Genomic DNA, 21338 nt, shown 5'->3' on the forward strand with positions numbered 1-21338 from the left:
GCCGGAGGTCGGGTTGTAAGGTTGCCCCCTGTGGGTCCTCGCTGGCGCGGACGCGTCGCCGCCGTATCGCGCCACTCGTTGCCACGGTTTCTGCTCCTCGCGGGCGTGGGCTTCACCTTCGACCTGACGCTGCTGACCCTCCTGCACCGGCTCACGCCGCTGCCCAACGCGGTCTCGGTCACGCTCGCCTTCTGGGCCACGTACGCGCTGAACTTCGCGCTCAACCGGCACGTCGCGTTCCGGGCGCACGGGCACGCGGTCGGGCCGCAGCTGGCCCGGTTCGTGCCGCAGGTGCTCGGCGACTACGTGCTGACGCTCACCGCGGTGCTCGCGCTCCAGGCGCTCGGCCTCAACCTCACCGTCGCCCGGATCGTGGCCGGCGGCACCAACCTGGTCTTCAACTACGTGCTCTACCGGTGGTGGACGTTTCGCCGCCGGCCCCGCACCGCCGTGCTCCCCACGGTGCCTATCGAGGCGCCACGGGAAGCGTCTTCGCGACGACCTTCGCCAGTGCCCGGAACGCCTTACCGCGGTGGCTGATCGCGTCCTTCTCCTCGGCGGTCAGCTCCGCGTTCGTCCGGTCCTGGCCGTCGCCGAGGAAGATCGGGTCGTAGCCGAAGCCACCCTCGCCGCGCGGAGTGCGGATCAGCCGGCCCAGCTGGCGCCCCTCGACAAGGTGCTCCTTGCCGCCGGGTAGCACCAACGCGGCCGCGCAGACGAACGCCGCACCGCGGTGCTCGTCGGGCACGTCGCCGATCTGGGCGAGCACCAGGTCGAGGTTGGCCTTGTCGTCGCCGTGCCGGCCGGACCAGCGGGCGCTGAAGACGCCGGGCATGCCGGAGAGCGCGTCGACCGCCAGGCCGGAGTCGTCGGCGACCGTGGGCAGCCCGGTGTATCTGACCCCCTCGCGCGCCTTGAGCAGCGCGTTTTCGCCGAAGGTGAGACCGGTCTCGGGCGCCTCGACGTAGTCGGGCACGTCGCCCAGGCCGACCAGCTCGACCGCATGCGGACCGAGCGCCTTGTCCAGGATCCGCTGCAGCTCCAGCAGCTTCTTCGCGTTGCGCGTAGCGAGCAGCAGCTTGGTCATGAGAGCGCGCCCTCCCCGGCGAGCAGCAGCCTGGTCATCAAGACGCGCCCTCCCCGGCGAGCAGCGGCCCGGTCATGCGAGCGCCGCCTTCTGCAGGTCGGCCAGCTGGGCGCAGCCGGCCACGCCCAGGTCGAGCAGCGCGTCCAACTGGGCCCGGTCGAACACCCCGGACTCGCCGGTCCCCTGCACCTCGACGAAGTCACCCGCGCCGGTACAGACGATGTTCATGTCGACCTCGGCCGCCACGTCCTCGTCGTAGCAGAGGTCGAGGCGCGGCTGGCCGTCGATCACGCCGACGCTCACCGCGGCGACCGAACGGTGCACCGCGTCCGCCGGCTTGCCGGCCAGCAGCCCGCGCTTGGCCATCCAGGTGACCGCGTCGTGCAGCGCCACGTACGCCCCGGTGATCGCCGCCGTGCGCGTGCCGCCGTCTGCCTGGAGCACGTCGCAGTCGAGCACGATCGAGTTTTCGCCGAGCGCCTTGAGGTCGATGCAGGCCCGGAGGCTGCGACCGATCAGCCGGGAGATCTCGTGGGTGCGCCCGCCGACCCGCCCCTTGACGCTTTCCCGGTCGGAGCGGGTGGTGGTGGCGCGGGGCAGCATCGAGTACTCCGACGTGACCCAGCCGAGCCCGGAGCCCTTGCGCCAGCGCGGCACACCCTCGGTCACGCTCGCCGTGCAGAGCACGCGCGTCGCGCCGAACTCCACGAGGACCGAGCCTTCAGGATGCATGCTCCACCGGCGGGTCAGCGTCACCGGCCGCAGTTCGTCGGGCGCGCGCCCGTCCGGTCGTCCCATGCGCACACCTTATGTGCCCCCTTCGACCGCTCTTCCCGCCACCCCGGGCGTGGCTCACGGCGTTCCAGTTTCTTTGCCCCGTCCGCACCGGCCGCAGACCGCTTGCGCGGGGGCCCCGGAGCCGCGGGCGCCGACTGCCCGGATCGTGCCTACTGCCACCGACGCCGTTTCCGATCGGGCTGGTCAGCTGGGCTTGCCGGTGGTCGCGCCGGCCTGATGCCCGTCGGCAAACATCGCGACCGCCGTGCTGATCTCCTTCTGGATCGCCTCGTCCATGTCGCTGGCGATGCCGCGCAGGTCGTACCACCACTCGGCGATCGCCATGCGGGCCAGCGACGGGACCAGGTCGCGCGAGCGCCGGTACAGCCAGGCGCTACCCTGCGTGGCCATCCACCAGACCCGGGCGGCGCGGGTCGGCTGCGGGTTGCCCGGCTCGGGATCGGGGCGCCGGTGGGCCGGACCGCCCCGGACGGCGAGCAGGTCGTAGAAGGAGCCGGCCAGCAGGCGGTGGCCGCGCTCGCCGGGGTGCAGCCGGTCGACGCTCCACATGCGAGGGTCGTACGCGTCGCGCAGCAGGTTGAGGTCGAGATGCACGCCGGGCACCCGGGCCGCGACGGCGTGGGTGACCGCGTTGACCGCGGCGATCCGCCGGGACAGCGGGCGGGCCAGCGGCGCGGGCAGCCGGAAGAGCCGCCCCGGGTCGGGGAAGCAGGCGCTGAGCACGAGCGCGCCGGCGCGGTGCAGCGACCCGATCGTGTGGTCCATCGCGTTGCCGATCGCCGACACGTCGAAGCCGCGCCGCAGCGTGTCGTTGACCCCCACGAGTACGGCCGCGACGTCCGGCTTGTGATCCAGGGCCGCCGGTAGCTGGTCGCGGGCCACGTCGGCGGAGAGCGCGCCGCTCGCGGCCAGGTTGTGGAAGGCGACCTGCCCGGGCGGTGCCAGACCGTCGGCGAGCAGAGCGGCCCAGCCGCGCCAGCTGCCGTCGGGCATCGGGTCGCCGAAGCCCGCGGTCGTGGAGTCGCCGAGGGCGACGAAGGTCAACACACCGAACTCCCCGAGGCCGTGCTCCCGGCCGTCACCGGCGCGCCGTGCGCGCGCAGGAAGCCCTCCACCGCGGCGGGCCAGGAGAACTGCTCGGCCCGGGCCCGCGCCGCCGCCCGCCGCCGCCTCTCCGGGCGGTCCAGCAGCCGGAGTACCGCCTCGGCGAAGTCGGCGCCGGTGCCGTCGGCCCCGATGCCCGCCGGGCCGACCACCTCGGGGAGCGCGCTTGCGGCGTTCACCACGACCGGGCTGCCGCAGGCCAGGGACTCCAGCGCCGCCAGGCCGAACGTCTCCACCGGCCCGGGCGCCACCACCACGTCGGCGCAGGCGAGCAGGTTGGCCACGTCGTTTCGGTCGGCCACGAAACCGAGGAAGCGCACCGGCAGGTCGGCGGCCCGCTTTTCGAGCGCCTCGCGCCGCGGCCCGTCCCCGACCACCACGAGCACCGCGGGTACGCCGGCGGCCCGCAACGCCGCCACCGTGTCGACCGCGATCTCCGGGTGCTTTTCGCCGGAGAGGCGGCTGCAGTGCACGAGCAGCACCTCGTCGTCGGCGGCGTACCGGGCCCGCACCTCGTGGTCGCGCCGGCTCGGGTGGAACGTCTCCAGGTCGACGCCGAGCGGCACCTCGACCAGGTTTTCCACGCCCAGTCGGCGAAACTCGGCGGCCGCCCACGCGGTGGTGCAGACGATCGTGTCGTACGCCCGGGCGGTGCGCTTGTTGGCCAGGTCGGCGAAGCCCACGCGGATCGACTCCGGCACACCCCAGACGGTCAGCAGCCCGGCGAGGCTCTCGTGCGACACCATCATCGACGGCACGCCGCGGTCGCGGGCCCACCGCCCGGTCCACCGCAGCGTCGAGCGGTCGGAGACCTCGATGTGGTCGGGCTCCAAGCGGTCGAGCAGCTTGGTCAGCCGCCGCCGGCCGGTGATCAGCAGGCGGTACCCGCCGCTGCCCGGCACCTCCGGTCCGGGCAGCGTGATCACCCGGCCGTGCGGGGTCATCTCGTCGGACATCTCGGGGCCGGGCACGATCATCACCGGCTCGTGACCCGCGGCGAGGTAGCCCTCACCGAGGCAGCGGAGTGCGGTACGGAGGCCACCGGAACGGGGCATGACGAAGTTCGCCAGCCGGACGATCCTCATGCCGCGACTCGGACGTGGCGGGTGACGCCGGGGCTGGCCAGGATCGACTCGTAGTGAGCGATCAGCTCGTCCCCGACCGCGCTCCAGGTGCGGCCCTCGACGCCCGAGCGGGCGTTGGTGCCGTACTGGCGGCGCAGCTCACCGTCCGTCGCGAGTTCGGCGACCGCGCCCGCGAGGGCGTCCGCGTCCTCGGGGGGTACCAGCGTGCCGTTCACCCCGGGCGTGACCAGGTCGAGCGGACCGCCCGCGGACGGCGCGACCACCGGGAGGCCGCTGGCGAGCGCCTCCTGGATGGTCTGGCCGAACGTCTCGTGCGGCCCCGTGTGCGCGAAGATGTCGAAGCTCGCGAAGAGCCGCGCCAGCTGCCCGCCGTGCCGGGCGCCGAGGAAGACCGCCGTGGGCAGCGCCTTCTCCAGGTCGCGCCGGGCCGGGCCGTCGCCGACGATCACCACGCGTACCCCGGGCAGTTCGGACGTCTTGGCGAGCAGGTCGACCCGTTTCTCGGCGGCGAGGCGGCCCACGTACCCGACGAGCACCTCGCCGTTCGGGGCCAGCGCCTTGCGTACCAGATCGTTGCGCTTGGCCGGGTCGAACCGGACGGTGTCGACGCCGCGCTGCCACAGCCATACCCGCTGGATCCCATGGGCGACCAGGTCGGCGGCGGATCGGGTGGACGGCGCGAGAGTCCGGTCGGCGCCGTTGTGGATCGTGCGCATCCACTTCCAGACGGCGGCCTCGCCCCAGCCGACGTACGTGCGCGCGTAGGCGGCCACGTCGGTCTGGTACACGGCGAGGCAGGGCATCCGCCGCTGCTGGGCGAGGGCGACGCCGCGCGCGCCGAGCAGGAACGGGCAGGCGAGGTGGACCATGTCAGGGGCGTGCGAGACCAGCGCCTCGGTGAGCTTGGGGCCGGGCAGTCCCAGCCGGAGGCTGCGGTAACGCGGCAACGGCATGCTCGGTACCCGGATCACGGGAAACGGATGCACGCCGGTGAGGCCCCGGGTCGACGATGACGGGGCCGGAGCGATGACCAGGGGGGTGTGACCGCGCCTGACCAGGTGCTCAGCGATGCGGACGACGGAGTGCGCGACGCCGTTGACGTCCGGGGGGAACGACTCCGCGATGATCGCGATACGCATGCGCTCACCGTGAGGTTCGCGCCGGTGCGGCAGGCTACACCCAACTGACGCATCGGCGAACAGTGGTGCAAACTTCAGATGTCGTACCGGGATCCAGGCCTGACGATCTCCAGCGGTCCGGTGAAGGCGGCGGACGCGGCGTCGAACGTGTCCGCCTCGCTGCCCCAGGCGGAAACGAGATGCGTCAGTAATAGCTGGCCAACCCCGGCCTTGGTGGCGACCTCACCGGCCTCCCGACCGGTCAGGTGCAGGTCCGGCGGATTGTCCATGCCATCGAGGTAGCTCGCTTCACAGAGAAACAGGTCGGCGCCGAGGGCGAGCCGCAGGAGTGCCTCGCACGGGGCCGTGTCGGACGAGTACGCGAGCACCCGCCCCTTCGACTCCAGTCGCACTCCGTACGTCTCGACGGGGTGGTTGACCCGGTCGACGGTGACCGTGAAGGGCCCGATCGGAAACGTGCCCGGCTGCAGGCCGTAGAACGTGTACACGTCGTCGACCGGCCCCTCCTCCTGGCTGTACGCGGCGGCGATCCGGTCCGGCGCGCCGGCCGGGGCGTACACCGGGATCGGCGGCAGCGGGCCGGACGGGTCGTAGCGCCGCACCACCACGTACGTGCAGGCGTCGAGCATGTGGTCGCAGTGCAGGTGGGTGATGAGGATGGCGTCGATGGCGTGCAGCCCGGCGTACCGCTGGAGGGCGGTGAGCGAGCCAGACCCGAAGTCGATCAGGAGCCGGAAGTCGTCCTCTTCGACGAGGTATGCCGAGCAGGCGGACTCCGGGCCCGGGAAACTGCCGGCGCAGCCAAGCACCGTCAGTCGCATCCTGCGGTCCCGGCTTCACGCTCGGCTATCGAGAGGCCCTCGGCGGTTGGCCCGAAGATCCTTACCGTCGAGTCAGTCACGGTGCGCAGCCTACGCCGTGACCAGGGCGCGACAGAAAGAACTGATACAACATGTCGCCAAGGTGACATTGGGCGTGAGGATCGTGGGATTCGTGTGGTCCTCCACTGTCGCCGTTACGCGGAGTGATACGGCCCCGTTGCACACGGTGAGCCCGCATCCCCAACCCGCGACAGGACGGTAACCACGTGTCGACCGAGGCTGACGAGTCGAACCCGGAACGTTCTTTTGTCGAGGGCCTCGGCCTGCGCATCCAGCGCGAACCCCGGCCGGAGCCCGACTCGACCCAGCCCGGGACGTCCCGGGCTTTTCGCCTACCCGGCTCCGCCGACCCCTCGCCACCGAGCGGCAAGCTCGTCGCGATGTGCGCCTGGGCGACCGCCCTCGGCCTGGTGGGCCTGCTCGTGGCGACGCGGGCACTGCTGGCCCTGTGGCGGGGCAACCCACCCACCTGGTACGAGCCGTCGTTCATCGCCATCGGCCTGGTCGGGATCGGGCTGACGGTGGGCGCGTTCATGTCCATCCAGCGCCGCCGCCTCCCCTGGATCATGCTGGCCCTCGCCACGATCCCTCTGGTCGCTTCGATCGTGCTTACGGTACGCGCGATCTAGCGAGCGCGATGCCCAGGTTCTACCGCCCGGGCCGGCACTGACGCGAGTGCCGGCCAGGGTGGTCCATCCCCGAACGGTGCGGCCCGGGTCATAGCGCGGTCAGCCGCCGGGATGAGCACCAGCGGTACCGGAAGTACGTTATGGCGCCCCCATAAGGTATCTGGGGTACCGCTGGTGCTCGCCACGACGCTGGCGGCCCTGCGGGCCTGGCGAGGCTTAGGCCCAGAGCTGGCCTTCGAGGGCTTCTTCGGCGTCCGCGAGGGTGCCGCCGTACGCGCCGGTCGACAGATACTTCCAGCCGCCGTCGGCGACGACGAACGCCACGTCCGCGCGCCGGCCGGCCTTGACCGCCTCGTGGGCCATCGCCAGGGCGGCGTGCAGCACCGCTCCGGTGGAGAAGCCGACGAAGAGGCCCTCGACCTCGACGAGCTGCCGGGTGCGGAGCACCGCGTCGCGGGTGCCGACCGAGAAACGGCGGGTGAGCACGGTCGCGTCGTACAGCTCGGGGACGTAGCCCTCGTCGATGTTGCGCAGGCCGTAGACCAGCTCGCCGTACCGGGGCTCGGCCGCCACGATGTCGATCGTGTCGACCTTTTCCCGCAGGTACCGACCGGTGCCCATCAGCGTGCCGGTGGTGCCCAGCCCGGCCACGAAGTGGGTGATCGACGGCAGGTCGCGCAGCAGCTCCGGACCGGTGGTCTCGTAGTGGGCGCGGGCGTTGGCCTCGTTGCCGTACTGGAAGAGCATGACCCAGTCGGGGTGCTCGGCCGCGATCTGCTTGGCCGTCGCCACCGCCTGGTTGGAGCCGCCCGCCGCCGGCGAGAAGATGATCTCAGCGCCGTACATGCGGAGCAGCTGCACCCGCTCGGTCGAGACGTTTTCCGGCATCACGCAGACCAGCCGGTACCCCCGCAGCTTGGCCACCATGGCCAGCGAGATGCCGGTGTTGCCGCTCGTCGGCTCGAGGATCGTGTCGCCTGGGCGCAGCCCGCCGGACTCCTCGGCGGCGCGCACCATGAACAGCGCCGCCCGGTCCTTGACCGAGCCGGTCGGGTTGCGGTCTTCGAGCTTGGCCCACAGGCGCACCGGTGGTGCCCCCGGAGGCACCACCGGTGACAGCCGGGGCAGGCCGACCAGCGGCGTGCCACCGCAGGCGTCCAGCAGGCTGTCGTATCGCGCCATGGCGCCGCCCCTAGAGGGGGTTGCCGAGCATCGCCGCGGCGGCCGCGAACCCGAACGCCCCGCCAGCCACAGCCGGCAGGATCGTCACGGTGTCGCCGTCGGAGAGCTTGGTGTCGAGGGCGCCGAGGAAGCGGACGTCCTCGTCGTTGACGTACACGTTGACGAAGCGGTGCAGGCCACCCTCTTCGGTAACGAGCCGGCCGCGCAGGCCGGAGTGGCGCGCGTCAAGGTCGGACAGGAGATCGCTGAGCGTGTCTCCACTGCCCTCGACGACCTTGGCGCCGCCGGTGTAGCTGCGCAGGATGGTGGGGATGCGAACCTCGATGGCCATGGCGGAAAACTCCTCGGAGAAAGATCGACAACGGGCGGACGGCGCGAGTGCTCAGCGGCCGGAACACTCGTAGTCGACCGTCGCCGGGCTCTGCCCGAACATGTACGTCTGCACGGCGTGCGGATCCACGGTCGCATCAACGATCCGGACGGGCTCCTCGGTTACGGCACCGTCCACGATGCGGAATGAACGGATCTCCTCGACCGCCGGATCGCGGGTGGAGACCAGCAGGTAGTGCGCCTCGGGCCAGCCGGCGATCGACGCGTCGCTGCGGGACGGGTATGCCTCCGTGGCGGTGTGCGAGTGGTAGATGACCACCGCTTCCTCGTCACGGTCGTCCATCTCCCGCCACACCTTCAGGTACTCCATCGAGTCGAACTCGTAGAAGGTCATCGAGCGGGCCGCGTTTTGCATCGGGATGTGCCGGACCGGCGTGTCGCTGCCCACCGGGCCCGCGACGACGCCACACGCCTCGTCCGGGTGGTCCCGGCGAGCGTGGGCGAGGATCGCGTCGACGATCGCCCGATCGATGGTCAGCACGCCCAACAGCCTACCCTGTGCCACGGTGGTCACTCGGTGAGTTGTGCTTGGCGCAACAGCGCCGCCGCGGGCGGGCTGGCCGGGCGGCCGGCGGGCAGTGCCACCCAGACCCGCCACGTGTACGCCGAGGGGCCGGTCAGCGGCACCGCGCGCACCTGGTTGGGGCGTTTGTACGCGATCGGCCGGGGCACGACGGCCACGCCCAGCCCGGCACCGACGAAGTCGAGCAGGCTGTGCACGTCGTTGACCTCCACCGCCACCCGCCGGGAGAGCCGCCGCTCCGCGCACTCCTCCTCGGTCACCTCGCGGGCCCCGAAGCCGCGGTGGAAGTCGACGAAGATCTCCTTTTCCAGCTCGTCCCAGTCGACCGCCGCGCTGTCGGCGAAGCGGTGCGCCGGGTGGCAGACCACCATCATCGGCTCGGCCGCGAGCGGGATCAGGTCGAGCGGGGGCTTGCCGTCGCCGGCGACGAACGCCATGTCGAGGCGCCCGGCCTGCAGTTCGGTGCAGAGATCGCCGGAGGCGCCCTGGCGCAGCAGGATCTCGACGTTGGGGTGGCGGTCGCGGAAGTCGGCGAGCAGCCGGGCCACGTCGACCACGCCCAGGCACTGCTCGGCGCCGACCGCGAGCGTGCCGCGCAGCAACCCCTTGACCGCGGCGACCGCCTGCCGGGCCGCGTCGGCGCTGGCGAGCGTGCGCCGCGCCTCGGCGAGCAGCGCCCGGCCCGCCTCGGTCAGCTCGACCCGCCGGGTGGACCGGACGAACAGCGGCGCGCCCAGCTCCCGCTCCAGCGAGCGGATCGACGCGGAGAGCCCGGACTGGGCCACCCGCATCCGCTCCGCCGCCCGGGTGAAGTGCTGCTCCTCGGCGACGGCGACGAAGTATTCGAGATGGCGCAGCTCCACGATTGAGCAGTCTATGCGCTCAATCTCAGCAGTTTCTTCTGTTGGATCGCGCGCGCGAGGCGGGCCAGGGTGGTTGCCATGGAGTATCGCCGTATCGGAGATGTCGAGGTAAGCGCGATCGGGCTCGGCGGCATGCCGATGTCTATCGAGGGGCGGCCCGACGAGGAGCGTTCCGTCCGTACGATCCACGCCGCGCTCGACGCCGGCGTGACGCTGATCGACACCGCGGACGCCTACCACCTGTACGCCAACGACGACGGCCACAACGAGACGCTGATCGCCCAGGCGCTGGCCAGCTACGGCGGGGACACCTCGGGCGTGCTGGTCGCCACGAAGGGCGGGCACCTCCGTCCCGGCGACGGCAGCTGGACGCTCAACGGCTCGCCGAGCTACCTGCGCGAGGCGTGCGAGGCGTCGCTCAAGCGGCTGGGCGTCGACGCGATCGGGCTGTACCAGTTTCACCGCCCCGACCCGCGCACCCCGTACGAGGACTCGGTCGGCGCCATCCGCGACCTGCTGGACGCCGGCAAGATCCGGATGGCCGGCATCTCGAACGCCAACCCGGAGCAGATCCGGCTCGCCCAGGAGATCCTCGGCGGCCGGCTGGTCTCCGTGCAGAACCAGTTCTCCCCCGCCTTCCGCGGCTCCGAGCCGGAGCTGGAGCTCTGCCACGAGCTCGGCATCGCGTTCCTGCCCTGGTCGCCGCTGGGCGGCATCGCGCAGGCCGGCGAGCTGGGCAGCCGGTTCGCCCCGTTCGCCGAGGTGGCCGAGGCGCGCGGGGTCAGCCCGCAGCGCGTCTGCCTGGCCTGGATGCTGGCGAAGTCACCGGTGGTCGTCCCGATCCCCGGCGCCAGCCGCCCGGAGAGCATCCGGGACTCGGTGGCCGCCGTCGACCTGCGGCTGACCGGCGAGGAGCTGGCCCTCCTCGGCTGACCGTGATCAAGGCTCCCTTCATGTCGCTAGAACGACGTGGAGGGAGCTTCGATCACGGACGGGGCTAGTCGGTGAGGGCGTTGAGCAGAGACTCCTGCAGGTAGCCGAGGTAGGCGTAGACGGAGAGCTGGAAGACGCGGGACGAGGTCGGGTCGCGCAGCACGGCCTCGTCCAGCTCCTCGCCCAGGTCGGTGTCGGCCTTGATCTCCAGCCGCACGCCCATCGCGAGCCGCGCGTCGTTGAGGGCGCGCAGCCAGGCCTCGGCGGTGTCCCAGTCGAGCCGCACCTCGCCGCCCCCGTCCGAGGGGAGCACGGCCAGGATCGCGCCGGCCTGGTCGATCTTGCTGGTCTTGAGGTCGCCCTCGGTGTACCGCCGGAACTCGGCCGAGTTGTGCGGGTCCTCGGGATAGATGTCGGGGAAGAGCCGCTCGACCACCGGGTCCTCGTGGTCGAAGCCCTCGCTGAGCAGCCCCACGACCTCCGAGGCGACCTTGCGCAGCACGCGCACCTCGTCCGGGGCGAACGTGGCGACACAGTGCTCTCCGTGCCGGCGGAACATGCTCACGAATATCCCTCACTCAGCGCTGGTCCTCGTCTCGCGAAACGAGGACCAGCGCCGGAAACCAGTTGGCCCTTCAGGCTTGGTCGACCGTGGCCCACAAGCCGTACGCGTGCAGTTGTGAGGCGTCGTGCTCCATCCGCTCCCGGGCGCCGCTGGACACCACGGCCTTGCCCTTGTGGTGCACGTCCAGCATCAGCTTTTCGGCCTTGTCCTTGCTGTAGCCGAACAGCTTCTGGAAGACCCAGGTGACATACGACATCAGGTTGACCGGATCGTCCCACACGATCGTCACCCATGCCCGGTCCGCGACCGGCACCTCGTCAACGTCCGGAGTCTCGACCGGCGCAACCTGTGGAGCCGCCATGCCCCCCATCGTGCCACCGCTTTCGCGGAACCGAGGAACGCCAACGTCCTGCTTTGTGCCTAATGAGCGTTTTGGCGGCCCCAAGTCGGCCGGATACCGCGCTCAGGCCAGCAGGATCCCGTGATCGACGGCGTCGGTCAGCAGGGTGTTGAGCGCGTGCCGTACCGCCTCGAACCGCCGCGACACCTCGGAGAGCAGCTCCAGCTCCACGCCGCGCACGGCCTGCTGCAGCCAGGTGCGGGCGTTCCCCTGGTCGGCCCGGTCGGGCGCGGCCCAGTGCTGGTAGCAGGCGCCGGACAGCCCCACGCCGAGCGGCGGCAGGAGCGCGCGGTCGGTCTCGTCGCGGTACGCGGCCAGCGCGGTGACCGCCCCCGTACCCACGATCGTGGCGACGCCGGCGGTGCTGGTGACCAGCAGGACCCGGGCCGGGTTGGCGACGTCGCCCTCGCCGGTGACCTCGTGGCGGACGGCGAGCGCCACGCGCCGGCGTACCCCCTCGGATGGGATCTCGCCGAGCACCTGGGTGAGCGCGTCGTCCAGGATGCGGTCGACGGCGGCGTCGCACTCGGCGACGGCCCGCAGCGACACCGCGTGCATCTCCCGGTCGAGCACGTCGGGCAGGCCGGCCGAGCCGACCCCGAAGACGATCTCCTGGGTGCCCCGCAGGTGCACGTTGGCCAGCTCGATGGCGAGCCGCTGCCGCACCGTGCGCGCGGCCGCGACGCAGGCCCGGTCGAGCCGCTCGGCCCACCCCGACTCGTGCGCGCCGTCGGCGACCCGGACCGTCCCGTACGCACCGGGGAGCATCGGCGGGTTTGCGCTGGCCCGGGCCAGCGCCTCCGCACCCGCCCACTCGACCAGCGCACGCCGCAGCCCACCGATGTCGGCCATGCCGGGACCGGCGTCGAACGCCCGGTCGCCGGCGGCTCCACCGGGCAGCGCGCGAAACACCGCCGCCCCGGACTCGGCGACGCGGGCGACCAGGTCCTGCCCGCCGTCTCCGGCGTAGACCAGGGCGCCGGCGCGGCGGACCACGTCGAGCAGGATCCGGCTGCCGGCCACGTCCAGTGTGGACATATCGGGCGCGCGGATCAGCGTGAAGTGCCGTAGCAGCGGATCGGGCAACGACAGCTCCAGCCGCCGCGGCGGCCGCACGAAGCCGCCCGACCTGGGTCCCGCCAGGTCGTACGGCTGCGGCAGCCGGGCACCCGGCAGGTACGCCCAGGCGGCCACCCGCAGCCCGGGCTGCACCACCAGGTAGGCGCTCGCCGGGACGTCCGGCGCGGGTCCGGAGCTGCCGAGCAGCGCGTCGAGGAGGGCGGCGCGGCCACCCCCGGCCACCACCACCGCCGTCGGCTCGTCCGGCAAGGGGTCGACCGGATCGTCACGGAGCCGGATCCCGCGCCGTCCCCCGGCGTCGGACTCGACCCCCACCGAGCCCACCGCGCCAACTGCTGCCGTCATCTGCCAGCCTCGCCTTCCAGGAGCGGCCGAACACTCGCGCTCCGCTTCGCCCACGACTCGTGCGGCCCGTACGCGAGAAGCGCGCGGTCCGCGCACCGGAACGGTATTTGCCCGCGGCGGCATACGGCAGCCCGGCCGCTACTCACCGCTGACCGGTCCGCTACTCAAGTTGGCACATCTGGTGGTCCACGCGTCGTTGGCCGGCTCTATATGCTCCGCGGGTGGGCCCGTGGCAATTCGTCGGCCGGGCTGATGAGCTTGGCCGCATCGTCGCTTCGGCCACGAGTGGCGACCGCCGCGGCCTCATCCTGAGCGGCACCGCCGGCATCGGTAAGACCCGCCTGCTGCGCGAGGCGGTGAGCATCCTGGCTCCCGAGCGATACGCGGTCTGGACGGCCACGGCGAGCATCGCGGTGGCCGGGCTGCCCTTCGGCGGCATGGCCCAGGTGCTCCCCGGCGACCAGCCGGTCGGCGTCTCGCCGGCCGGCCTGCTGCGCTGGGCCGTCGACGCGCTGCACCGCCAGGCCGCCGGGCGCCCGATGGTGCTCGCGATCGACGACGCGCACCTGCTCGACCCGTCCTCGGCCGCGCTGGTCTACCTGGTCGCCCGCGACGCGCGCGCCACCGTGCTGGGCACCCTGCGCACCGGCGAGCAGGTGCCGCTGCCGGTGCGTGCACTGTGGACCGACGACCTGGTCGACCACGACGAGCTCGCCCCGCTCTCCGCCGCCGACACCCACGCCCTGCTGGTGGAGATGCTCGGCGGCCCGGTCGACACCAGCTCGGCCGACCGCCTCTGGCGCCTCTCGGCGGGCAACCCGCTGCTGCTGCGCGAGCTGGTGATCGCCGCGTCGACGAGCGTCGAGCTCACCCGGCCGTACGGGGTGTGGCGCTGGACCGGCGAGTTCGACCTGGCACCCCGCCTCACCGACCTGATCGACGCCCGCATCGGCGACCTCAGCGACGACGTGCGTGAGGTGATCGAGCTGGTCGCGTTCGGCGAGCCGATCGGGCTCTCGCTGCTGATCGAGGCGGCCGGCGAGGCGCCGGTGGAGAGCGCCGAGGAGCGGGGACTGATCCGGGTCGCGGCCAGCGACCGCCGCCACCACGTGCGGCTGGCCCACCCGCTGTACGGGGAGGTGGTCCGCCAGCGCTGCCCGGTCACCCGGGCCATGCGGCTCAAGGCGCGCCTCGCCACGCTGGTCGAGGGGGCCGGCACCCGCCGCCGCGACGACCTGCTGCGGGTGGCGGAGTGGCGGCTGGACTCCGGCACCGCCACCGACCCGGTCATGCTGCTGCTGGCCGGCGCCCAGGCGTTCGGCCGGTTCAACATGCATCTCGGCGCCCGCCTCGCGCGGGCGGCGCTCGACATCGGCGGCGGCTTCGACGCGGCCGACCTGCTCGCCGCGATCCTGATGTTCATGGACCGGTCCGAGGAGGCGCTCCCGGTCCTCGAGTCGGTGCGCGGCGAGATCGACTCCGACCAGCGGCGCAGCCGGTGGCTGGTGGTCCGCGGCCTGGTGTCGTACTGGGGGCTGGGGCGGGAGTCCGCTGTAGACGAGATTGCCAAGGACGCGGCCACGGTGGACGACCCGGGGCTGCGGGCCCGGGTGCACTCGTTCGAGGCGATCATGCGGCTGCACCGGCTGGAGACGGCAGCGGCGTGCCAGCTCGCGCAGTCGACCGTGGACAGTCCCACCGCGACACCCTCCGCCCACGGGCTCGCCCAGTGCGTACTCGCCCACGCCCACGCCGCCCGCGGCCAGCTCGCCACGAGCGCCCGGCTGACCGACCAGGTGCAGGCGGACGCGCCGCTGTGGCGGGCCGAGATGCCCTACCTCCAGCTCGCCCTGGAACTGGCCCGCGGCACCCGCCTCACGATCGCCGGCGACCTGGCCGGGATCGACGCGATCGTGGCGGACGAGTTCGCCGACCTGGCCGACGCGGGCGACTTCCGGCTCGGCTCCGGCTACCTGTCGGTGGTCCGCGCCCAGTCGGCCCGCCTGCGCGGGCGCACCGCCGAGGCCCTCCGGGGGAGCCTGCAGGCGTGCGCGGTGCTCGCCAGCAGCCGGGTGTTCGCCGGCCTCGCGCACGCCGAGCGGGCGCACGCCGCCGCCCTGATCGGCGACGCCGACGAGGCGAAGGCGGCGATGGCCGACTCCGACCAGACCCACCGCCCCGGCATGGCCATCCTCTACCCGTGGCGCGAGCAGGCCCGCGCCTGGGTGGCGGCCTGCGGCGGCGACGTCGAGCAGGCGATCACCGGGCTGGTCAGGCTGGTCGAGCGGCTGCGCGACGACGGCTTCGCGGCCCACGAGGCACTGATCCTGCACGACCTGGTCCGGCTGGGCTGCGCCACGCTGCCGATCGGCTGGCCCTCCGGCGCGAGCCAGGCACAGACCGTCGCCGACCGCCTCGCCGAGCTGGCCGGCGTGGTCGACGGCCCGCTCACCGCGCTGATGGCCCGGCACGCGGCGGCCGTGAGCGACGGCGCCGAACTGCTGGCGGTCGCCGACGCGTTCGCCGAGCTGGGGCTGCTGCTCTTCGCCGCCGACGCGGCCGCGATGGCGGTGGTCCGGCTGCGGGCCACGACCGGCGCCGAGCGCTCCGAGGCGAGCGCCCGCCTCGGCGACCTGCTCGCCCGCTGCGACGCCCTACGCACGCCCGCGCTGCGAGCGGCCCGCCCGGCGCTCACCGAGCGGGAGCGGCAGATCGCCCGCCTGGCGGCGGCCGGTGTGGCCAGCAAGCAGATCGCCGACCAGCTCTTCCTCTCCACCCGCACGATCGAAAACCATCTCCAACGGGTGTACGGCAAGCTCGGCGTCACCAATCGGAGCGAGCTTGCTCACGCCCTACGGGCCCTGCCCGAACAATAGGCTGTGGGGCGTGACCGCGCTCCTGACCGACCACTACGAGCTGACGATGCTCAGCGCCGCGCTCAAGGACGGCACCGCCAGCCGCCAGTGCGTCTTCGAGGTCTTCGCCCGCCGCCTGCCCGCCGGCCGCCGCTACGGCGTGGTCGCCGGCACCGCGCGGCTGGTCGACCTGGTCCGCGACTTCCGCTTCTGCGAAGCCGAGGTCGAGCACCTGCGCAGCCACGGCGTGGTCGACGACGAGACCGCCGCGTGGCTGTCGGCCTACCGCTTCACCGGCGACATCGAGGGGTACGCGGAGGGTGAGCTCTTCTTCCCCGGCTCCCCGATCCTGACCGTGAGCGGCACGTTCGCCGAGTGTGTGCTGCTGGAGACGCTGACCCTCTCGGTGCTCAACCACGACAGCGCGATCGCCGCGGCCGCCGCCCGCATGGTCACCGCCGCCCGCGGCCGGGCCGTTATCGAGATGGGCGCCCGCCGCACCCACGAGGAGTCCGCGGTCGCCGCCGCGCGGGCCGCCTACCTGGCCGGGTTCGAATACACCTCCAACCTCGAGGCCGGCTTCCGCTACGGCATCCCGACCGCCGGCACGGCCGCGCACGCGTTCACGCTGCTGCACGACGACGAGCCGGCCGCGTTCGCCTCGCAGGTGGCGGCGCTGGGCAAGGACACCACGCTGCTCGTCGACACGTACGACATCAGCCAGGGCATCCGCAACGCGATCGCGGTCGCCGGCCCGGAGCTGCGCGCCGTCCGCCTCGACTCGGGCGACCTCTCGGTGCTCGCCCAGCAGTCCCGCGACCTGCTCAACTCGCTCGGTGCCACGGAGACGAAGATCATCGTCTCCGGTGACCTCGACGAGTACGCGATCGCCGCGCTCGCCGCCGAGCCGGTCGACATGTACGGCGCCGGCACCGCCGTCGTCGTCGGCTCCGGTGCCCCGACCGCCGGCCTGGTGTACAAGCTCGTCGAGGTCGACGGGCGGCCGGTGGTCAAGCGCTCGGAAAACAAGGCCACGGTCGGTGGGCGCAAGACCGCCGTCCGCCGCCACAAGCCGACCGGCACCGCGACCGAGGAGATCGTGGTATCCCAGGGAGCGCCCGAGCAGCAGCTGGGTGACCGCGCGCTCCAGCGCTCCTACCTGACCGCGGGCGAGCCCGCCGACCTCCCCACGCTGGCCGAGTCGCGGGCACACCTGCGGCAGTGCCTGATCTCCATACCCTGGGAGGGTCTCAAGCTCTCCGCCGGTGACCCGGCCATCCCGGTCACCATGATCTCCGCGTCCTAGAAGGGGTGTTCGCATGAGCCGCGCGCTCATCATCGTGGATGTACAGAACGACTTCTGCGAGGGTGGCTCCCTGGCCGTCAGCGGCGGTGCCGCCGTGGCGGCCGGCATCTCCGGCGCCTTGACCAACGGCCCGTGGGAGCACGTCGTGGCGACGAAGGACTACCACGTCGATCCCGGCGCCCACTTCAGCGACTCGCCGGACTACGTCGACTCCTGGCCCCGCCACTGCGTGGTCGGCACGACCGGCGTCGAGTTCCACCCGGCCCTGGCCACCGGCCGCATCGAGGCGGTGTTTCGCAAGGGCGAGCACGCGGCGGCGTACTCCGGCTTCGAGGGCCACGACGACGAGGGCACGGGCCTCGCCGACTGGCTCCGGTCCCACGACGTGACCCAGGTCGACGTGGTCGGCATCGCCACCGACCACTGTGTACGGGCGACCGCGCTGGACGCGGTCCGCGAGGGCTTCCAGACCACGGTGCTGGTCGACCTGACCGCCGGGGTGGCGCCGGCGACGACGGAGGCCGCGCTGCGCGAGATGAAGGCCGCGGGCGTCACCCTGACCCCCTGATCAGCGCCGGTTCGTCCCACGGTTCGGCCGCCGCGCCCCACCCAACGGGCGGACCGGCCCTTGATCGGCGCCAACGCTGGCGGATCGTGGTATTTCGGTGCCTATCCAAGGGCACCTTCATACCACGATCTCTGCCTTGGGCTGGTCTCCGAGCACCGATCATGGGAACGGCAGCCTGACGGGCCGGGGTTGTGCGACCGCGGAGCGCGGGAGCAGCGGCTTGGACCAGGACGGACGGCTTGGCCACCCCGGTCGCCGTCCATGCGGATGCACGCCTCGGTGGTCGTGTCCTTGATCGTTCGCCGGCCCCGGGCCGGCGGACGGGCTGGTGACCGCGGACGGCAGGTGCCCCGCCCACCGGCCTTGATCAAATGACGGTGAGCGGGATCGACCCAGACCGTTGCTCCCGCGGCCTCACCCCTCCGCGGCCCACAACGCGACGCAATCCCCGCGCCGCGACGCACAGTGGGCAATGTCGGGGACTTCGCCCACCGCACGACGGCCCACCAAGCCAGCGGAGCGGTCCGGAGACGGTCGGGGGTGCCCCGTCTGTGCGGGCAGCTCGAGAGCTCCGCGCACGGACGCCCGGATCCAGCGGCACCGGCCTCGCGCGGACCCGGCAGCGGAGGCCGGGGAACTCCACGCCCGCTAGCGGTCGAGCTCGCTCGCGGTGTCCTCGTGGTACGAGGCGCCGCCGCGGGACTCGCTGGTCAGCGGCTTGGCGCCACCCTCCGGCGGGGCGGCCACCTGGCGGGAGCCGGCCGCGAGGTGCGGGAACTTGAGGTCGAACGCGGGCCGCTCGGAGCGGATCCGCGGCATCCGGTCGAAGTTGCGCAGCGGGGGCGGCGAGGACGTGGCCCACTCCAGCGAGTTGCCGTGGCCCCACGGGTCGTCCACCTCGACCACCGGGCCGGCCTTGTACGACTTCCACACGTTGTAGAGGAACGGCAGCGTCGAGGCGCCCAGCACGAACGACCCGATCGTGGAGATCGTGTTGAGCGTGGTGAAGCCGTCGTCCGGCAGGTAGTCGGCGTACCGGCGCGGGAAGCCCTCGTTGCCGAGCCAGTGCTGCACCAGGAACGTGGTGTGAAACCCGATGAACGTCAGCCAGAAGTGGATCTTTCCGAGCCGCTCGTCGAGCATCCGGCCGGTCATCTTCGGGAACCAGAAGTACACGCCCGCGTACACGGCGAAGACGATCGTGCCGAAGAGCACGTAGTGGAAGTGGGCCACCACGAAGTACGAGTCGGAGACGTGGAAGTCGACCGGCGGGCTGGCCAGCAGCACCCCGGAGAGGCCGCCGAAGAGGAACGTCACCAGGAAGCCGATCGCGAACAGCATCGGCGACTCGAACGTCAGCTGGCCGCGCCACATGGTGCCGATCCAGTTGAAGAACTTCATGCCGGTCGGCACGGCGATCAGGAAGCTCAGGAAGCTGAAGAACGGCAGCAGCACCTGGCCGGTGGCGAACATGTGGTGCGCCCACACGCTCATCGACAACGCCGCGATGGCGATCATCGCGCCGACCATGCCCTTGTAGCCGAAGAGCGGCTTGCGGCTGAAGACCGGCACGACCTCGCTGATGATGCCGAAGAACGGCAGCGCGACGATGTACACCTCGGGGTGCCCGAAGAACCAGAACAGGTGCTGCCACAGCAGCGGGCCGCCGGTGGCCGCGTCGTACACGTGTGCGCCGAGGATGCGGTCGGCGGCGAGCGCGAAGAGCGCGGCGGCCAGCAGCGGGAAGATCAGGATCGCGAGCAGCGCGGTGATCAGGATCGACCACGTGAAGATCGGCATCCGGAACATCGTCATACCGGGCGCGCGCAGCGTGAGGATGGTCGTGATCATGTTGACGCCGCCGAGGATCGTGCCCAGACCGGAGATGGCCAGGCCCACGATCCACATGTTGGCGCCCACGCCGGGCGAGTTGACCGCGTCGTTGAGCGGGGCGTACGCGAACCAGCCGAAGTCGGCGGCGCCACCCGGCGTGACGAAGCCGGCGATGGCGAGCGTGCCACCGAACGCGTACAGCCAGTAGGCGAAGGAGTTGAGCCGCGGGAACGACACGTCCGGCGCGCCGATCTGGATCGGCACGACGAAGTTGGCGAACGCGAACACGATCGGCGTCGCGAAGAACAGCAGCATGATCGTGCCGTGCATCGTGAACAGCTGGTTGTACTGCTCGGGCGAGAGGAACTGCATGCCCGGCCGGGCCAGCTCGGCGCGCATGATCAGCGCCATCAGGCCGCCGATCATGAAGAACACGAAGGACGTGACCATGTACATGATCCCGATCTGCTTCGCGTCCGTGGTGCGGAGGATGCGAGCGAACGCGGAACCCTTGACCGGCTCCCGGACCGGCCACGGCCGCGTCACGATCGGCTTCGGTGCGACGGTGGTCACGCAGGGCCTCCGGATGTGTGCTGGCTCTTGATCTGGCAGTCCAACGGGCAGGATAGCCCTCCGCCAGCGGCCATCAACTACGGGGGTTAGTAGGGAGCCACCAGACCCCGGTAGTGGTCCGCGAAGATGGCGCCGCCGCGCCGGCGCAGCAGCGGGTCGCGCAGGGACGGCGACATGTCGCGGAGCCGGTCGCGGTCGCGGGTGCGCTCCAGGACCCAGCGGGTGCGCGGGCGGCGGCGCCGCTCGTACGCGGAGAGCGCCTCGGTCACCGAACCGGCCCGGCGCAGCGAGTCGGCGAGCACCACGGCGTCTTCCAGGGCCATGGCGCCGCCCTGGGCGAGCGTCGGCGCGGTGGCGTGCGCGGCGTCGCCGACCAGCACGACCGGCCCCTGGGACCAGCAGCCGATCTCGACCTCGTCGGTGACCGCGACCTGCACCTTCTCTATCGCGTCGAGGACGGCGGGCACCGGGCCGCCCAAGCCCCCGAAGACCTCCCGGACCCGCGCCACGGGGTCGGGCGGCGCGGCGGTGGCCGCCTCGTCGGCGTAGCAGAACAGCCGCCCCGCCCCCATCGGCATCACGACGAACGCGGCCCGCTTGCCGAGCACCGCGGTCCACTCGGAGACCTTTGGACCGCCGGTCACCACGCTCCGGTACATCACCTGGCCGACCGGCGCCGCGGCGCTGCCCAGCGCGGTCATCAACCGCACTGGGGAGCGCCGGCCGTCGGCGCCGACCACCAGGTCGTACTCCGCGCTGGAGCCGTCGCCGAACTCCACCTTGGCGGTCTCACCGGCCACGGCCTCGACGCGGGTCACCTCGGTCTCGTGCCGCACCGCGCCGCCGGCCCCGCTGAGCATCACCCGGTGCAGGTCGGCCCGGGGCAGGGCCCGGCACTCGCCCACGCCGTCCCAGAGCTCGACCAGGTCGACCTCGCAGAGCTCCCGCCCGCGCGCGTCGAGAAAGCGCTGGCGGGTCACCACCTCGCCGCACGGCCGCACCGGCGCGTCGAGGTCGAGCTCGCGCAGCGCCCGGGTCGCGTTGCCCGGCAGGAAGATGCCGGCACCCGCCACAGTGGACGCCGGGAGCTTGTCGACCACCTCGGGCCGAAACCCGGCAAGGCGCAGTGCGCGGGCGGCTGCCAGGCCGGCGATGCCGGCTCCGACAACGAGGATCCGCAGGGTGGATCCAAGCATGTG

At 72.3% G+C, this 21338-nt stretch carries 21 protein-coding genes; 6 read left to right on the forward strand and 15 right to left on the reverse strand.

The genetic code is table 11. From position 1 onward, the window contains the following. The first annotated feature begins 78 nt into the window (after positions 1-78). On the forward strand, positions 79-540 hold the full coding sequence (locus RB614_RS09365; protein WP_308711996.1) for a GtrA family protein: 462 nt from the start codon (positions 79-81) through the stop codon (positions 538-540). On the opposite strand, the gene rdgB is transcribed toward RB614_RS09365, so the two are convergent. The 6 genes from rdgB to RB614_RS09395 form a co-directional block, all read right to left on the reverse strand. Beyond that, entirely contained in the window at positions 467-1087 is a 621-nt protein-coding gene (rdgB, locus tag RB614_RS09370; protein ID WP_308711997.1) for an RdgB/HAM1 family non-canonical purine NTP pyrophosphatase, read from the reverse strand. The two genes, RB614_RS09365 and rdgB, sit on opposite strands and share 74 nt — an antisense overlap. A gap of 72 nt (positions 1088-1159) precedes the next feature. After that, positions 1160-1885: a ribonuclease PH gene (gene rph, locus RB614_RS09375; protein ID WP_308711998.1), complete on the reverse strand. Its 726-nt coding sequence runs from the start codon at positions 1883-1885 to the stop codon at positions 1160-1162. Between the two features lie 183 nt (positions 1886-2068). Continuing rightward, positions 2069-2932, reverse strand: a complete 864-nt coding sequence (locus tag RB614_RS09380; protein ID WP_308711999.1) for an SGNH/GDSL hydrolase family protein — start codon at positions 2930-2932, stop codon at positions 2069-2071. Then, positions 2926-4074 (reverse strand): glycosyltransferase, encoded by a 1149-nt coding sequence (locus RB614_RS09385; protein WP_308712000.1) that lies wholly within the window; start codon positions 4072-4074, stop codon positions 2926-2928. Before RB614_RS09385 ends, RB614_RS09380 begins: the two co-directional genes overlap by 7 nt. Continuing rightward, positions 4071-5213, reverse strand: a complete 1143-nt coding sequence (locus RB614_RS09390; protein ID WP_308712001.1) for a glycosyltransferase family 4 protein — start codon at positions 5211-5213, stop codon at positions 4071-4073. The genes RB614_RS09385 and RB614_RS09390 overlap by 4 nt, the downstream gene beginning before the upstream one ends. 74 nt (positions 5214-5287) lie before the next feature. Then, positions 5288-6034: an MBL fold metallo-hydrolase gene (locus RB614_RS09395; RefSeq protein ID WP_308712002.1), complete on the reverse strand. Its 747-nt coding sequence runs from the start codon at positions 6032-6034 to the stop codon at positions 5288-5290. A 266-nt stretch (positions 6035-6300) separates the two neighbouring features. On the opposite strand from RB614_RS09395, the gene RB614_RS09400 reads away from it, so the two are divergent. After that, complete coding sequence (locus tag RB614_RS09400) at positions 6301-6723, forward strand: hypothetical protein (RefSeq protein ID WP_308712003.1); 423 nt, start codon at positions 6301-6303, stop codon at positions 6721-6723. A 216-nt stretch (positions 6724-6939) separates the two neighbouring features. Here the strand turns inward: RB614_RS09400 and RB614_RS09405 are convergent, their stop codons facing one another. The 4 genes from RB614_RS09405 to RB614_RS09420 are packed head-to-tail and all read right to left on the reverse strand — an operon-like array spanning position 6940 to position 9681. Continuing rightward, positions 6940-7905 (reverse strand): PLP-dependent cysteine synthase family protein, encoded by a 966-nt coding sequence (locus RB614_RS09405; protein ID WP_308712004.1) that lies wholly within the window; start codon positions 7903-7905, stop codon positions 6940-6942. Positions 7906-7915: 10 nt separating this feature from the next. Further along, positions 7916-8236, reverse strand: coding sequence for a MoaD family protein (locus RB614_RS09410; protein WP_308712005.1), 321 nt, complete (start codon positions 8234-8236; stop codon positions 7916-7918). 51 nt (positions 8237-8287) lie between these two features. Further along, positions 8288-8776, reverse strand: coding sequence for a M67 family metallopeptidase (locus RB614_RS09415; protein WP_308712006.1), 489 nt, complete (start codon positions 8774-8776; stop codon positions 8288-8290). A 29-nt stretch (positions 8777-8805) separates the two neighbouring features. Beyond that, a complete protein-coding gene (locus RB614_RS09420) occupies positions 8806-9681 on the reverse strand; it encodes a LysR family transcriptional regulator (protein ID WP_308712007.1) in 876 nt (291 codons plus the stop codon). 78 nt (positions 9682-9759) lie between these two features. On the opposite strand from RB614_RS09420, the gene RB614_RS09425 reads away from it, so the two are divergent. After that, positions 9760-10614 carry an aldo/keto reductase gene (locus RB614_RS09425; RefSeq protein WP_308712008.1) on the forward strand — a complete coding sequence of 285 codons (855 nt, stop codon included), beginning with the start codon at positions 9760-9762 and terminating at the stop codon, positions 10612-10614. A gap of 64 nt (positions 10615-10678) precedes the next feature. On the opposite strand, the gene RB614_RS09430 is transcribed toward RB614_RS09425, so the two are convergent. The 3 genes from RB614_RS09430 to RB614_RS09440 all read right to left on the reverse strand — a co-directional run bounded on the left by RB614_RS09430 (position 10679) and on the right by RB614_RS09440 (position 13004). After that, positions 10679-11173: a DUF2017 domain-containing protein gene (locus RB614_RS09430; RefSeq protein ID WP_308712127.1), complete on the reverse strand. Its 495-nt coding sequence runs from the start codon at positions 11171-11173 to the stop codon at positions 10679-10681. Between the two features lie 76 nt (positions 11174-11249). Continuing rightward, on the reverse strand, positions 11250-11540 hold the full coding sequence (gene clpS, locus RB614_RS09435; RefSeq protein ID WP_308712009.1) for an ATP-dependent Clp protease adapter ClpS: 291 nt from the start codon (positions 11538-11540) through the stop codon (positions 11250-11252). A 102-nt stretch (positions 11541-11642) separates the two neighbouring features. After that, the gene (locus RB614_RS09440) at positions 11643-13004 is read right to left on the reverse strand and encodes a hypothetical protein (RefSeq protein ID WP_308712010.1); all 1362 of its coding nucleotides are present in this window, start codon (positions 13002-13004) and stop codon (positions 11643-11645) included. 221 nt (positions 13005-13225) lie between these two features. Here RB614_RS09440 and RB614_RS09445 point away from each other — a divergent pair, with 221 nt between their 5' ends. The 3 genes from RB614_RS09445 to RB614_RS09455 are packed head-to-tail and all read left to right on the forward strand — an operon-like array spanning position 13226 to position 17733. Further along, positions 13226-15880: a helix-turn-helix transcriptional regulator gene (locus tag RB614_RS09445; protein WP_308712011.1), complete on the forward strand. Its 2655-nt coding sequence runs from the start codon at positions 13226-13228 to the stop codon at positions 15878-15880. A 10-nt stretch (positions 15881-15890) separates the two neighbouring features. Further along, positions 15891-17165 carry a nicotinate phosphoribosyltransferase gene (locus RB614_RS09450; RefSeq protein ID WP_308712012.1) on the forward strand — a complete coding sequence of 425 codons (1275 nt, stop codon included), beginning with the start codon at positions 15891-15893 and terminating at the stop codon, positions 17163-17165. A gap of 13 nt (positions 17166-17178) precedes the next feature. After that, a complete protein-coding gene (locus tag RB614_RS09455; protein WP_308712013.1) occupies positions 17179-17733 on the forward strand; it encodes an isochorismatase family protein in 555 nt (184 codons plus the stop codon). A 648-nt stretch (positions 17734-18381) separates the two neighbouring features. On the opposite strand, the gene ctaD is transcribed toward RB614_RS09455, so the two are convergent. Both ctaD and RB614_RS09465 read right to left on the reverse strand, forming a co-directional pair. Next, a complete protein-coding gene (gene ctaD / locus RB614_RS09460; protein WP_308712014.1) occupies positions 18382-20139 on the reverse strand; it encodes an aa3-type cytochrome oxidase subunit I in 1758 nt (585 codons plus the stop codon). Between the two features lie 86 nt (positions 20140-20225). After that, entirely contained in the window at positions 20226-21335 is a 1110-nt protein-coding gene (locus RB614_RS09465) for an FAD-dependent monooxygenase (RefSeq protein WP_308712015.1), read from the reverse strand. Between the last annotated feature and the right edge of the window lie 3 nt (positions 21336-21338).

This window comes from Phytohabitans maris (assembly GCF_031085175.1).
Lineage (GTDB): Bacteria > Actinomycetota > Actinomycetes > Mycobacteriales > Micromonosporaceae > Phytohabitans > Phytohabitans maris.